General features: G+C 56.3%; 12 protein-coding genes. 3 read left to right on the top strand and 9 right to left on the bottom strand.

Annotated elements, in window-relative coordinates; translation table 11 throughout:
* The first annotated feature begins 964 nt into the window (after positions 1 to 964).
* The 3 genes from J4859_RS07230 (at position 965) to dtd (ending at position 4,408) form a co-directional block, all read left to right on the top strand.
* Positions 965 to 1,126, top strand: a complete 162-nt coding sequence (locus J4859_RS07230; protein ID WP_212334703.1) for a hypothetical protein — start codon at positions 965 to 967, stop codon at positions 1,124 to 1,126.
* A 1,107-nt stretch (positions 1,127 to 2,233) separates the two neighbouring features.
* The gene (locus tag J4859_RS07225) at positions 2,234 to 3,949 is read left to right on the top strand and encodes a carboxypeptidase M32 (protein WP_212334702.1); all 1,716 of its coding nucleotides are present in this window, start codon (positions 2,234 to 2,236) and stop codon (positions 3,947 to 3,949) included.
* Between the two features lie 6 nt (positions 3,950 to 3,955).
* On the top strand, positions 3,956 to 4,408 hold the full coding sequence (gene dtd / locus J4859_RS07220; RefSeq protein ID WP_212334700.1) for a D-aminoacyl-tRNA deacylase: 453 nt from the start codon (positions 3,956 to 3,958) through the stop codon (positions 4,406 to 4,408).
* Between the two features lie 55 nt (positions 4,409 to 4,463).
* On the opposite strand, the gene J4859_RS07215 is transcribed toward dtd, so the two are convergent.
* The 9 genes from J4859_RS07215 to J4859_RS07175 all read right to left on the bottom strand — a co-directional run bounded on the left by J4859_RS07215 (position 4,464) and on the right by J4859_RS07175 (position 12,948).
* Positions 4,464 to 4,829: a hypothetical protein gene (locus J4859_RS07215; protein WP_212334698.1), complete on the bottom strand. Its 366-nt coding sequence runs from the start codon at positions 4,827 to 4,829 to the stop codon at positions 4,464 to 4,466.
* A gap of 470 nt (positions 4,830 to 5,299) precedes the next feature.
* Positions 5,300 to 5,491 carry a hypothetical protein gene (locus tag J4859_RS07210; protein ID WP_212334696.1) on the bottom strand — a complete coding sequence of 64 codons (192 nt, stop codon included), beginning with the start codon at positions 5,489 to 5,491 and terminating at the stop codon, positions 5,300 to 5,302.
* 1 nt (position 5,492) lies between these two features.
* Positions 5,493 to 5,765, bottom strand: a complete 273-nt coding sequence (locus J4859_RS07205; protein WP_212334695.1) for a hypothetical protein — start codon at positions 5,763 to 5,765, stop codon at positions 5,493 to 5,495.
* A gap of 355 nt (positions 5,766 to 6,120) precedes the next feature.
* Complete coding sequence (locus J4859_RS07200; protein ID WP_212334693.1) at positions 6,121 to 6,828, bottom strand: ABC transporter ATP-binding protein; 708 nt, start codon at positions 6,826 to 6,828, stop codon at positions 6,121 to 6,123.
* The gene (locus J4859_RS07195; protein ID WP_212334692.1) at positions 6,825 to 7,727 is read right to left on the bottom strand and encodes an ABC transporter ATP-binding protein; all 903 of its coding nucleotides are present in this window, start codon (positions 7,725 to 7,727) and stop codon (positions 6,825 to 6,827) included. The genes J4859_RS07200 and J4859_RS07195 overlap by 4 nt, the downstream gene beginning before the upstream one ends.
* Positions 7,711 to 8,880, bottom strand: a complete 1,170-nt coding sequence (locus J4859_RS07190) for a branched-chain amino acid ABC transporter permease (RefSeq protein ID WP_212334691.1) — start codon at positions 8,878 to 8,880, stop codon at positions 7,711 to 7,713. Before J4859_RS07190 ends, J4859_RS07195 begins: the two co-directional genes overlap by 17 nt.
* Positions 8,881 to 8,895: 15 nt before the next feature.
* Entirely contained in the window at positions 8,896 to 9,771 is an 876-nt protein-coding gene (locus J4859_RS07185) for a branched-chain amino acid ABC transporter permease (RefSeq protein ID WP_212335182.1), read from the bottom strand.
* Between the two features lie 77 nt (positions 9,772 to 9,848).
* Positions 9,849 to 11,036 carry an ABC transporter substrate-binding protein gene (locus tag J4859_RS07180; protein ID WP_212334690.1) on the bottom strand — a complete coding sequence of 396 codons (1,188 nt, stop codon included), beginning with the start codon at positions 11,034 to 11,036 and terminating at the stop codon, positions 9,849 to 9,851.
* Positions 11,037 to 12,795: 1,759 nt separating this feature from the next.
* Complete coding sequence (locus tag J4859_RS07175) at positions 12,796 to 12,948, bottom strand: hypothetical protein (protein WP_212334688.1); 153 nt, start codon at positions 12,946 to 12,948, stop codon at positions 12,796 to 12,798.
* Positions 12,949 to 12,968 lie beyond the last annotated feature (20 nt).

The following is a 12,968-nucleotide window of genomic DNA, read 5'->3' as shown; positions in this document are numbered from 1 at the left end:
ATGATAGACTTCCCAGGGGGCACTTCCACCCGAGCCACTTGCGTGGCCTGTGATTGAGTCCATCATACGCCACCTGGACCTCCGCGCCACTGACACCCGACAGGTCGGCACCCTTCGGGAAGTACCCCTGTGATGCCCTTCTAATTGTCAAGTTGTTTTCAGCATGCGATTCTGAGTGATAATGTCGTAATAGAGCTCGCGTGCAATGTATCGCTTGATGCATCAGATCGCCTCGAGCTTGGAGTGTCCCTCGAGTGACCTGTGTCAATATTTCGGACGGCAGATTGTCAAACTGAGTGCAACATCTCCCTAAGGAAACGATGATTAATTCGCCTCGATGAGGCCAATGGGGCTGCACGCTGTATGACATCGACTCAAAATGTCTCGAACCACGCAGTTGCCCATACCCACATAGATGCCTATCTGTCTTCTGGATATGGTATAGCTACATCCACACATTCCAGCATATCCAAAAGACAGATATGGACAGCCAGATGAGCTTTCAAGACCTTAAATCCTAAGGTCTGAGGAGAAAGACCCGGCGAGAGGCATTCCTGGAGCAGATGGGTGCGATCGTTGTGTGGGATCGCTGGATTGCACTGGTAGATACCAGCTACCACAGACAGGCTCTTGTCAGGCATGTGCGCGCTGTAAAGACGAAGCATAAGGCTGTATCCTGCTTTAGGTTATGTTTGCTCTCTTAAGACGAGGGAACTTAAAGATGCTATCCTGGATTCCCGGTCCTGGCAGCGCTTCTGTGCACGCAGACCTCATGCGGGCGCAGGTGCCAGATGCAACGACGAGCGCGAAGATGCGCCATAGCCTTAAAGCGGCAGGGACTCGGCAAAGCTTGTGCTTTGCGCCTGAACTTAGAGCTCAAAAAGGCAGGGATCACGGCGCGGGGTGGCTCCATTGTGGATGCGACCTTCACCTGGGCCTTAAAGCTCCACGAAGAACAAGGACCATGCACGCGACCCTTAAGGCGCACCAGTCCAAGAAAGGGGGAGCCTGGCGTATCGGATACAAGGCGCATATCGGCGTAGACGCCGGTAGCGGCCTTGTGCACGGTGTAAAGACCAAGCGCCTAGAATGTATCCGACATATCCTGTGGCACATGCACTCGTAAGGGAAGATGACAGGTTCTGCTGCGCAGACTTTAGGCTATATAGGTATAGCGAAGCGCCCTTAAGGACGCATAAAGACCCACACCTCTCATCTATGCGCTAAAGCGTTGCTAAGGAAGCCTTCGACTAGAGAGGGCCTTGCCTGTGCGCTCTTGTCCGAGAAGGGTATCGAGTCCAGGAAGGCATCTATCCGCTCAAAGGCAGAAGCACCCTTCCTTATCGTGAAGCGGCGCTTCGACCCCTTAAGGAAGCGCTACAGGAGGATAGAGAAGATGCCTGCACACTCAAGTCTTTCTCGCCCTTGCAAACCTTACCCATGTGCATCTTTGCCGGCAGGCTGCACCTCCCGGCTCCCAGAGTCGCTTGATCCATCTTGGAGCCTTCTTGCGGTGCATGGGGCAGGACAAATGTAAGGATGGCGGCTCCTGCACGTGCTGGATAGGCATCCTTCCCTGCCTTTCCCGCATTCCGGCCTAGAAAAGTCGTGTGGCCGGTCCCCTCTAACACGTTATGGGGCATTAATCATCGTTTCCCTAGATTGCCATTAACAACATCCCTTGCAGAGATAGCGCTGCGAACCCCTAGCGTCACACCTGGTGAACTCAGGGCATCCGCAGTGCGGGCATGTGGCGGACTTGTCGGCCTGCAATGTTAGCTTCTCGGCTATCATCTGCTTGAGGTCGGCGGTAAGTGCGACACCTTCTCCTTGCGGGTCAGCTACGTTGCTAGCTGTCGTATCATGTCGAGCATGCGGGGCCTTCTTCAGGTCGGTTTCTTGGTCGAACCCGATTGTAGGGTGACCCCGTGACATCTTTTCGCTTCCCTATATCCACAGTGGTCTAACAGAGTCAAAATGAAAGTGTTATAGATCTACTGAGAGACTAACCAAGCATTCTCATTACTCTCGTGATGAAGTGAACATTGTGTTCATGTCCTTCACCGAAACGTCTCTTTATCTCTTCCGTATACATCAGATGTTCCAATCTTTTCGTCTGATGTGCGGATATTTGTCAGCAATCCCTTATCTCATGTCCCCCATGCAGCAGGATTTCAGAAACCCAAACTGTATAATATTGAAGAACATGTAGATTTAAGAAAGGCTCAAATCAATGAAAGAAAGTACCGCGAGCGAGAAGAATACTACTGTTGGGGACAACGAAACCAAGGAGACTGCTTCCACTCCAGAGGAGCAAGTTAACCTTGATGTCAAGAGTCTAGCATTTGAGCGCGAGTATGCCGGCTTGGACGATATCCCCTTAGACGAGCCAGAAGGCATCAAAGAGGTCAAGAACGGCGCCGAGTATCCCAAAGAGCGGAGGCCTGACCCGAAGCGGGACATCGCTTCGCTCAATGCGCTTGAGATGCGCCTCTATGCCCACCGCTACAGTGAGACGATGATGAGTTGCTACGGCCCCTCTATCGACCCAAAGAATGCGACGGAGGACCGCGGCGAAGCTCTGTCGATGCTCGAGCGGGAGGACCAGGAATTACTCTGCAGGAGAAGCACGGGCAGACTGTTCAACCGCCTCGATGCGGATGCCGACTCACTCGATCAGGTCCAAAAGGCACAGGTCAGAGTCCTGAAGCGCAAGCGCGCCCAACAGCTTCCGATCCCGATCAAAGATCAGGCAGCCTTCACACGGCTGCTCACCAAGGCTGACGCCGTTTGGCGAGCAGCGAAGCATGCTAACGACTGGGAAAGCTTTGAGCCCTACCTCGACCAGATCGTGGAAGCAATGCGCTCGATCGCGCAGGAAATCGATTCCGGCAACGACCCCTACGATATGTGGCTCGACTATTTCGAGGAAGGTACGGACCGCACGTTCTACGATTCGTTCTTCTCACAGGTCAAGGAGACCGTTGTCCCACTCTTGGATGAGATCAAGCAGCGCCCCCAGCTTTCACGCGCCTGTGTGGAGGGTCACTTTGAGGCGAACCGCCAGTGGCACCTTGCCCGTGACCTGATGGTTCTCGAGGGGCTCGATCCCGATGCTATGGTCTTAACCAGCACCGAGCATCCCTTCTCCGACGGTCTTACGACCAACTATGCGATCATCGCCGCGCATGTCTATGAGGACAATGTGCTCTCCAACCTCTACACGATGCTACACGAGGGAGGCCACTGCCTCTACGAGACCGGTGTCGATCCGAAACTCAACTACACTTCCCTTAAGGGTGGGGTTTCCATGGGCATGCACGAGGGGCAATCCCGCTTCTTCGAGAACCATGTCGGCAGAGCAGAGGCCTTCGCCCCGACGCTGTTGGAGCTGCTCCGTAAGAACTTCCCGGGACAGTTTGTGAGGGTTTCCGCACGTCAGTTCTATCAGGCGGCAAACCGCGTCGAGCCGAGATTGCTGCGCACGGAGGCCGACGAGCTTACCTATCCCCTCCACATTATCATTCGTTACGAGATCGAGCAGCTGCTGATGGCCGGTGAGATCAGAGCGCACGACGTACCAAGAGAGTGGGCCGACCGATACAAGAAGTATCTCGGCGTCACTGTCAAGGACTACACCCACGGAGCCCTGCAGGATATGCACTGGGCCAACGGTATGATCGGTTACTTCCCCACCTATGCCTTGGGCGGCGCCTACGGCGCGCAGCTACATAACCAGATGATCAAGGACGGGATGGACTTCGACGGCGTCCTCGCGACCGGAGACATTACCCCAATCTGTGAGTGGTTGCGCAAGAACATCTGGCAGTGGGGCCACATCTACTCCCCGCAGGACCTGATCGAGAATGCCTGCGGTGAGGGTTTCTCGGCCACTTACTACACCAATTACCTGACTGACAAGTTCACCGATCTCTACGATCTGAAATAGGCAGCCATGCGTGCACTTCTTCAAGTAGTCAGCAAGGCACAGGTTAGCGTCAATCACCGGGTGGTCGGCGCTTGTTCGTGTGGCTTCTGTATCTTTCTCGGCGTCGAACCCGCTGATACCAAAGCAACCGCAGACAAGCTCTGGCATAAGATCAGTAACCTTCGAGTCTTCCCCGATGAGACAGGCAAGTTGAACCGCTCCCTCCACGATATTGAGGGCCAAGTGCTGATCATCAGCCAATTTACACTCTATGCCTCGGTCAAACACGGCAACCGACCTTCCTTTACTGAGGCAGCCGGACACACGCAGGCAACCGAGCTCTACGACTATGTGTGCGAATTGGCCCGTAAAGATCTCGGAGCTGGGAACGTCGGCACCGGTGTCTTTGGGGCGGATATGAGCGTAGAGCTCGCTAACGAAGGCCCTTGCACGATCTGGATCGACACGGACCAGCTGTAAGCACAAGCTCACATCGATGGATTCAAATCATCGTTAGCCACAACAATCCGGATTGCTAGGTATGCTGCTCGGGCCTGGGGACGACCTCCAGGCCCGTCTTCATCTTCGAGAAGAGCTCGAGCCGCTTCTTCTTGCAGTTGAGCGCCTCCCACTGCCCGAAGCGCCTGCATGCCTTGACCATCCTGGCATCGAGCAGGATGTCCCCGACAGACATCTCCTGCCCCGATGCCTGAGCGGCGTCAGAGACCTCCCGCATGATGAGGGCGCTCACGAGCAGGACGAACGTCAGTCCCTGCTTGTGGCAGTAGTCGAAGAGAGTCTCGATGGACCAGCGCCTCTTGTAGAGCGCCCATATGTCCTGGGCGGGGCGGCCGGCGCCGAGGCTTGCCTGCAGCAGCGTCACACCCATGTAGGGAAGCATCGCATCGAGCCCCTCCTTGTGTGTATCCGGACGTGCCCATCTCCATGTGTCTCAGGTAGCTCTCCTGGATCTGCGCCTGCTGTAAGAGGTCGCAAAAGTGCAGAGCGCGCCTGCCTGCGAGCATGTCGTCGCGCCACTCGACGACGCATGCCTTCCTGTAGCGCGTCCAGACGAAGCGCCCCTGGGAGCCCTCCTTCGCCTCGAGGGCGACGGATGCCCTGCAGCGCCTGTCGCTCTTGGGGAGCGGGATCACGTACTGGTTGGCTGTCCGACGTGAAGAGGGCTATGTTCTCCTCGCTGAGAAAGCCCTTATCCGCGAGGAAGAGTATGCCCGCAAGATGTGCCTGCCAAAAGAGTTCCCTCACAAAGACGGCGTCTGTATCCCCTCCCTTATACATGCGCGACAGCAACGGCATGCCGGTGCGCACGTCGTAGGCCATGAGCATGCTGGCCTGTGGCTCCCCGAGCTTTTAGAGCCTGTACCCCTTCTCGGTAAGCGAGTTGGCGCAGGAGCGCGAGCCTATCACGTGACCGTCTGTGGCCACCTCGCCCGAGCACGGCTCGACAAGGTCCTGCTCGAAGGAGATGAGCAGCCCCTGCCTCCTGCTGAGGCCCCCGTAGAGGCCCGAGAGCGCATCGTATCCCATCTTCAGCCTGGGCATCCTAAAGCGAGAGCACGCTCATCTCGTAGAGCCTCGCGAGCGCCCCCATGCGCTGGAAGCCTTCGACGAAGTGGATGAGCGCGCAGGCATATATCCTGTCGGCATCGGCACGTGTAAAATGCTTCCTGAGCAGGGTAAGGGTCCCCTGTAAGCAGGCAAGCGCGATTGCATACTGGCCGAACTCGACGCAGGCAAGCTCGCTGTTTGCGACCTTCGTCCCCGCATTGCTGAGGTAGCCCTCCGCCTCGGTGATCCTGCCGATGCAGCGGCCCATCTTTGTCCTGCGCCTTCCGCGCCCTCTCGTATGCTTCAGTACTCGCAGACACAGTAGTGGCTCGATATCGCCTTGACCATCGTGCCCTTCGGCTTCATCGCGCGGATCTTTGCTGGCACGGAATACCTTCCCATGGAGCCTTACAGCATACCTATACCACAGCGGCGGAAAGGCAGGAAACCAAGACAGGAAGAGGGAGGAATGCCTGATAGATGGGGCATTCCTCCCTCGGTGCGGCTGGGCATGCTGTATTCGGTTACCTAAGAAGCCGAATTGTTGTGACTAGTAAAAACGGGTGACCTCACACCGATGCGAGACCACCCATTTTCCTATCTACTATATAAAGTCGGCTTTATCAGCCGCCCAAGTACGCGCTCTTCACAGCATTATTGTTGAGCAGCTCTTTGCCGGTGCCTTCCAGGACGATGTTGCCAACTTCAAGCACATAGCCTCGGTCTGCAATCGAGAGGGCCATCTGTGCGTTCTGCTCAACCAGCAGGATTGTAGTGCCCTGCTTGTTGAGGTTCTGGATGATCTCGAAAATCTCGTCGACCAGAATCGGGGCCAGACCCATAGAGGGCTCATCGAGCATCAGCAGCGAAGGGTGTGACATCAGTGCTCTGCCCATAGCCAGCATCTGCTGCTCGCCGCCGGAAAGCGTGCCTGCCACCTGGCTGCGGCGCTCCTTCAGACGTGGGAAGTCCTTGAAGACCCGCTCGATGGTCTCGTCGTTCTCAGCGTTGCTCCTGAGATAGCCGCCCATCTCCAGGTTCTCTTCGACCGTCAGGTGAGTAAAGACACGGCGGCCCTCCGGGCAGAGTGCCAAGCCTTTGACGACGATCTTGTGCGCTGGAACGCCGGTGATATCCTCACCCTTGTACTTGATGGTGCCGGACTTCGGCTTGATCAATCCTGCGATCGTGTTCATCGTCGTGGACTTGCCCGCGCCGTTGGCGCCGATCAGCGAAACGATCTCCGCTTCGTTGACCTCAAACGAAATACCCTTCACCGCATGGATCGCACCGTAGTAGACCTGAAGGTTCGAAACACTCAGCATGCTCATTTCTTCAGCGCCTCCTTTGCGGCACGCGCGCCCTGCTTGCCCAGGTACGCCTCGATAACACGCGGATCCTGCTGGACCTCCTCCGGAGTGCCCTTGCAGATGATCTTGCCATAGTCGAGAACGCCCACAATCTCGCAGATGCGCATAACCAGTGACATATCGTGCTCAATCAGCAGAATCGCGATATGGAACTCATCGCGGATCTTCTGGATGTTTTCCATCAGCTCATCGGTCTCGTTCGGATTCATGCCTGCTGCCGGCTCATCGAGCAACAGCAGCTTCGGATGGGTGCCCAGGGCACGCAGGATCTCAAGCCTTCTCTGTCCGCCGTAGGGCAGGTTGCTAGCCTTCTCCTCGGCAAAGCGCTCCATATTGAAGAACTTCAGGAGGTCCATCGCCTGGTCATGAAACCCTTTCTCCTGCTTCCAGTGCTTGGGCAGACGGAGCATATCTGTGGCCAGTGAAGTGCTCATGTGATTCGTCATGCCCACCAAGATATTGTCGATCACGGACATCTGGTCGAACAGACGGATGTTCTGAAAAGTACGGGCGATACCCAAACGGGCGACCTGCATCGTGTTCATGCCGGCGGTGTCAATCCCGTTGAGCATGATCGTGCCGCGCGTTGGCTCATAGACCTTTGTGAGCAGGTTGAAGACTGTGGTCTTGCCTGCGCCGTTCGGGCCGATGATACCGGCGATCTCAGTGGGGCCCATTGCGATATTGAAGTCATCGACTGCCTTAAGGCCGCCGAAGTCAATGCCTAAGTGCTGCACTTCCAGGACAAGGGGCTTGCCGAAGTCACGCTCGGTCACCAAGTTGGGTGAGGGCACCGGCAACAGCACTTCACGCTTGCGCTTACGGTTGATGTCAGCCGCTGTCTCATTCTTCTTTGGCATCGCTCGCTCCTTCCTGCTCACTCGTTGCTGCTGCTACCGAAGTACCCGCAGCGGTGGTATCCTGTGCATCCTCTTCCTCAAGCTCCACATCGGTGTGCTTCATGAACGGAGGACGGTGGTTCATGATGTTCTCGATCGTATCACCCATCGAGAAGTCGTAGGTACCGAGTAGTCCTTGCGGACGGAAGATCATAACGACGATCAGGACGACCGCGTAGACGACCATACGGTAGTCTGCGAAGGCACGCAGCACCTCAGGCAGGATCGTGAGGACGGTTGCAGAGATCACGGAACCGAGCATGGAGCCCATGCCGCCGAGGACGACCATGACCAGAATCTCGATCGAACGCATGAAGCCAAAGCGTGCCGGCATCATAACGCCGATGCAGCCTGCGTAGAGGCCGCCGCCGACGCCGGCAAAGAAAGCGGACACCACGAAGGCGAGCGTCTTGTAATAGGTCACGTTGATGCCCACGGACTCGCTCGCGATCTCATTGTCACGAATGGAGAGGATGCAGCGTCCGTGATGGCTCTTCATCATCGTATGGATCAAGAAGAGCGAGATCGCGACGACGATAAAGGTATTGAGGAAGTTCGTATAGGCCGGAATGCCTGTCAGGCCCTTCGCGCCACCGGTGAGCTCAAAGCCCAGGACGCCGTCGATGTTCTGCATAATGACGCGGATGATCTCAGCGAAGCCCAAGGTCACGATTGCGAGGTAGTCGCCTTTGAGGCGCAGGGCTGGGATACCGATGATAAGGCCAGCGAGGCCTGCACAGAGACCGCCGAAGATCAAGCCAAGCACGAACAGGAGCGCTGCCGCCGGAGACCCCGTCACAAAGTCACGGGCGCCGACACCCATGACAGAGCTCATGCGCATGATAAAGATTGCGCACGCATAGCCGCCTACGGACATGAAGCCTGCATGGCCTAAGGGCAGCTGACCCAGGTAGCCGGTCGCGATGTTCAGGGACACGGCCATAATGATGTAGATGCCGACCTGTTCGAGGACGGTCGTCTGGTAGCGGGAGATGACTCCGCCGGAAATCATCGCTTCGCCGATCGCCAGAAACGCCACAACCAGGATTGAGTTGATGATGTAGCGCTGCTTGGTGGAGAGCTTGCGATAGGTGCTACTTATTGCGTCAGCCATATGTTTGAGCCCTCCTTACACTTTCTCAATCACCGGACGGCCAAGGATACCCGTCGGCCGCACGACCAGCACGATAATCATCAACAAGAACACGATTGCGTCACGCCACACGGAGAGGCCGATTGCGGAGACAAAGACCTCTGCAAAGCCGACCAAAAAGCCGCCGAGCACGGCGCCCGGAAGCGATCCAATACCGCCTAAGACCGCGGCGACGAAGGCCTTGGTGCCCAACATGATGCCCATAGTCGGGGTAGCCTGTGAGTACGCCATCGAGTACAGCACCGCGCCGATGCCGGCCAAACCGGAGCCCAGAGCGAAGGTGAAGGAAATGGTGTGGTTCACGTTGATGCCCATGAGGCGCGCTGCGCCCATGTCCTCAGACACCGCACGCATAGCCTTGCCCAGCTTGGTCTTGTTGACCAAAAGCGTCGTACCGATCGTCGCGATGAGCGTCACGCCGATCGTAAGCAGTGCCACCGAGGAGATCTGCGCTGCACCGACATTGATCTGCGTTGCATCAATAAAAGGAGGGACGACCTTTGCATCCGCGCCGAAGACCAGCTGCGCGCCGTTCTCGAGGAAGTAGGATACGCCGATTGCGGTGATCAGCAGCGACATACGCGGCGCGTCACGCAACGGCTGGTAAGCTACCTTATCGATCAGGACACCCAGAAGGGTGCAGCCTGCGATCGACAGAATCACTGCCGCAAACGGTGGCCACCCGAGTTGCGCCATCACAATCCAGGAGATGTAGCAGCCGACCATAATGATGTCACCGTGTGCGAAGTTGAGCAGTAGAATGATGCCGTACACCATCGTGTAACCCAGGGCGACGAGGGCATAAATACTGCCCAACTGCAAGCCGTTGACGACTTGCGTGAGAAACGTCATTCCCATCAACTCCTTTAAACCAAATGTGCAAAAGCACCGGTATACGCCGCATGGGCGTATACCGAAATAACAGCTTGTTACGCCTCGATCGTGTCGAAGACTTCCTGTGCGCCATTATGGAAGGTGATGACCAGAGTCGGCTTCACTGGGTCACCGGTGCCCGCGTAGCTGATCGAACCGGTCACACCGTCGACCTGGCCGGAAGCGATCGCGTCGATGATCGCCTGGCTGTAGTCCGGGGTTCCAGGCTGTGCCTGACCATCCTTCTCGACAGTGTCGATTGCGTGGGCGAGCACCATTGCGGCATCGTAGCCCAGGGCGCAGAAGTTAGACGGTGAATCGTTGAACTTGTTTTGGTAATCGGTGATGAACTGCTGGACCTTCGGATCTGTATTCTCAGTCACAAAGGAGCAGTCGTAGTAGCAGCCTTCCAGATCCTCCATGGAGGCGTACTCCTCGTCGCCACCCACAATGTTGGACCAACCGTCAGCACCCAGGAAAACGCCCGTGTAGCCCTGCTGACGGGCCTGGGTGACGATCTTGCCGTCGTCTTGGTAGTAGTTCGGACAGAAGATCGCGTCAGGGTTGGTGGCGATGATCGTGGTCAGCTGGCTGTTGAAGTCGACGTCGCCGTCGGCATAGCCCTGCTGTGTAGTGATCGTAAGGCCACGGTTGCCGGCCTCCTCGACGAAAGCGTCGTTGACGCCCTTCTCGTAATCGCCGCCAGAGTTGAAGATGGTGCCGATGTTGCTGTAGCCCTGATCTGCCGCGAAGTCCGCCATCAGCTTGCCCTGATACGGGTCAGTGATGCAAGCACGGAAGGCGTTCTTGCCGTAATCGATAAAGTTGGAGACCGTTGCAGACGCGGAAACAAGCGGCATGTTGTCGTTGACGGAAGCTTGCGCCACAGCCACCGACGGGGTTGACGTGACGTCGCCGAGGATTGCGACATCCCCATTCTCCACCATCTTGTTGTAGGCGTTGACGGCCTCAGTGGCGTCGCCCTTCTCGTCCATCTCGTCTAAGTGGACATCCTTACCGTTGATCTGAGGATTCTGGTCGAAGTAGAGCTCGACGCCGTTGCGGACCGCTAAGCCGTACTGCGCGACGTTGCCGGAATACGGCCCTAAGACGCCGAGGCTGATGGTACTCGAGTCACCCGAGCCGCCACCATTGCCGCAGGCTGCCAGTGCAGAGGCCATCCCGACTGCGAGGGCAGAGACGCCTGATGCTTTAATAAATGAACGACGTGTAACGCTAGTCATACCTTCTCCTTTGTCCCTAGCTATGTAACAGAGCGTCTGCCCTGCTGCACATTCAATAAATTGCTCAACTAATTGTACTGGAAAAAACACAAAAGACTATGAATCGGCAGTAATGCCGAACCGAAAAAGGGCCGCTTTGGCCTAAATAATTCGTAGCACTACAACGTCGAGGACCGGGTCTATGCATGCATGTACGTAGTTCATGTTCGTCCCCTCTCAGACGCTGTGTGGGGCCTGATCGGTCCCAGCTTTTTATTTTGTATATTCGATTACTTTAGTACACAAAATTCTATACAACATCAGATGGGCGATATATTTTCAACTCTGAAACACGCGCAGGTTAAACGCCCATATTTTTCTTACACTCCGTTAGACCACGATTGACCTGAGAAGGGCCCAAAAGTGTCCGGACCTTTGCCTACAATGCATGTCGCCAAACAAGGGCATCGAGAAGCGAAAGGGCCGGACTCAATGATACTGCAGCGCGTAGAAGAGATAGGCATCGCAAAGAAGCGCGAACTCTCAGAGAAGCTCAAGGCCCTCATCGCTAAGGAGATGGGCGGGGTCTGCGCTTGCAGGTAAACCCAAGGGGTGCCTAAGATGCGAATCGGCTGACTTCTGCTGCAAGAGGTACGTTTGATATAGCCTCCAAAGATAGAAGTGCAGGTCGTGCGGAAGGACCTTCTTAGCCAAGACAGAATCCGCCATCTCGGCGTCGAAGCCCTTCGCCACCACAGGGACAACGTATGCAAAAGGCACCCTTGCAGGCATGACACTTAAGGAGCTTTCCTTTGTCTGCCATGTGAGCCTTAAGGACCTCGTAGGTTCCATGTGCATCAGGCTCTTTGAGGTGATGCAGGCGCCGCTTCAGTCACCCAGGAGCGCCCATGCCATCTGCTGTTGCCAGGCAGGCTCTATCTCGGCGAGTCGCTTGCGGGCAACAGGGAAAGGTCGCATGTGCAGATACCCTAAAGGCACACAGGCCACGGCCATGTTGTGTATTCGTGCGCGACATCGAGCGAGAAGGTCTGCGCAGCGTGTGCCGCAGATGACCTTAGAGACGAATATACAACGCTTCACGGGAGGGGAAGGCCCACCCGATGCGTAAAGCTAAAGGTTGCCCTTTCAGGCATCACTGACAGCTCCTAGGTCGTAGCCGACAACCATGCAGAATATGTGCGTATCCTTTCCTCACTCGGGATCACGCAGCCTGCGGCCACGTCCAGAGACGGTGAGAGCAGCCTTACCAATGCCATGCAGCGAAGGCTCAGACAAGTTCTTGCTCCCATTCCATGGGGTGTCGACAAAGTGGCTGCAGCATGCCTCGCCTGCTTCCTGTGGACAAAGCAGGCGAGGCATGCTGCACAGGACAGCAAGGCGATCCTTTCCGGCCAGCTTGCGGAAGGCAGCTATGTACACACGAGGCGCGCTTGTCGACAGGTCCCAGCCCTCTCTGGGACTGATGGAAAGCAAGGAGGACCTAGGGAAACGATGATTAATGCCCCATAACGTGTCAGAGAGGACCGGCCACACGGCCTTTCTAAGCCGGTATGCGGGAAAGGCGGGAAAGGTTGCTCATCCAGCACGTACAGGAGCCGCCATCCTTACATCCGTTCTGCCCCATGCACCGCAATAAGGCTCCAAGACGGATCAAGCGACTCTGGGAGCCGGGAGGTGCAGCCTGCCGGCAAAAGATGCACATGGGTAAGGTTTGCAAGGGCAAGAAAGACTTGAGCATACAGGAGGTCTTCTCTATCCCCTAGTAGCGCTTCCTTAAGGGGTCGAAGCGCCGCTTCACGATAAGGAAGGGTGCTTCTGCCTTTGAGCGAACGCATGCCTTCCTGGACTCGATGCCCTTCTCGGACAAGAGCGCACAGGCAAGGCCCTCTCTAGTCGAAGGCTTTCTTAGCAACGCTTTAGCGCATAGATGAG

Source organism: Atopobium sp. oral taxon 416 (genome assembly GCF_018128285.1).
In the GTDB taxonomy this organism is placed as follows: Bacteria; Actinomycetota; Coriobacteriia; order Coriobacteriales; family Atopobiaceae; genus Olsenella_L.
Note: the sequence above shows the minus strand (reverse complement) of the source record. Positions and strands in the feature narration are given on the sequence as shown.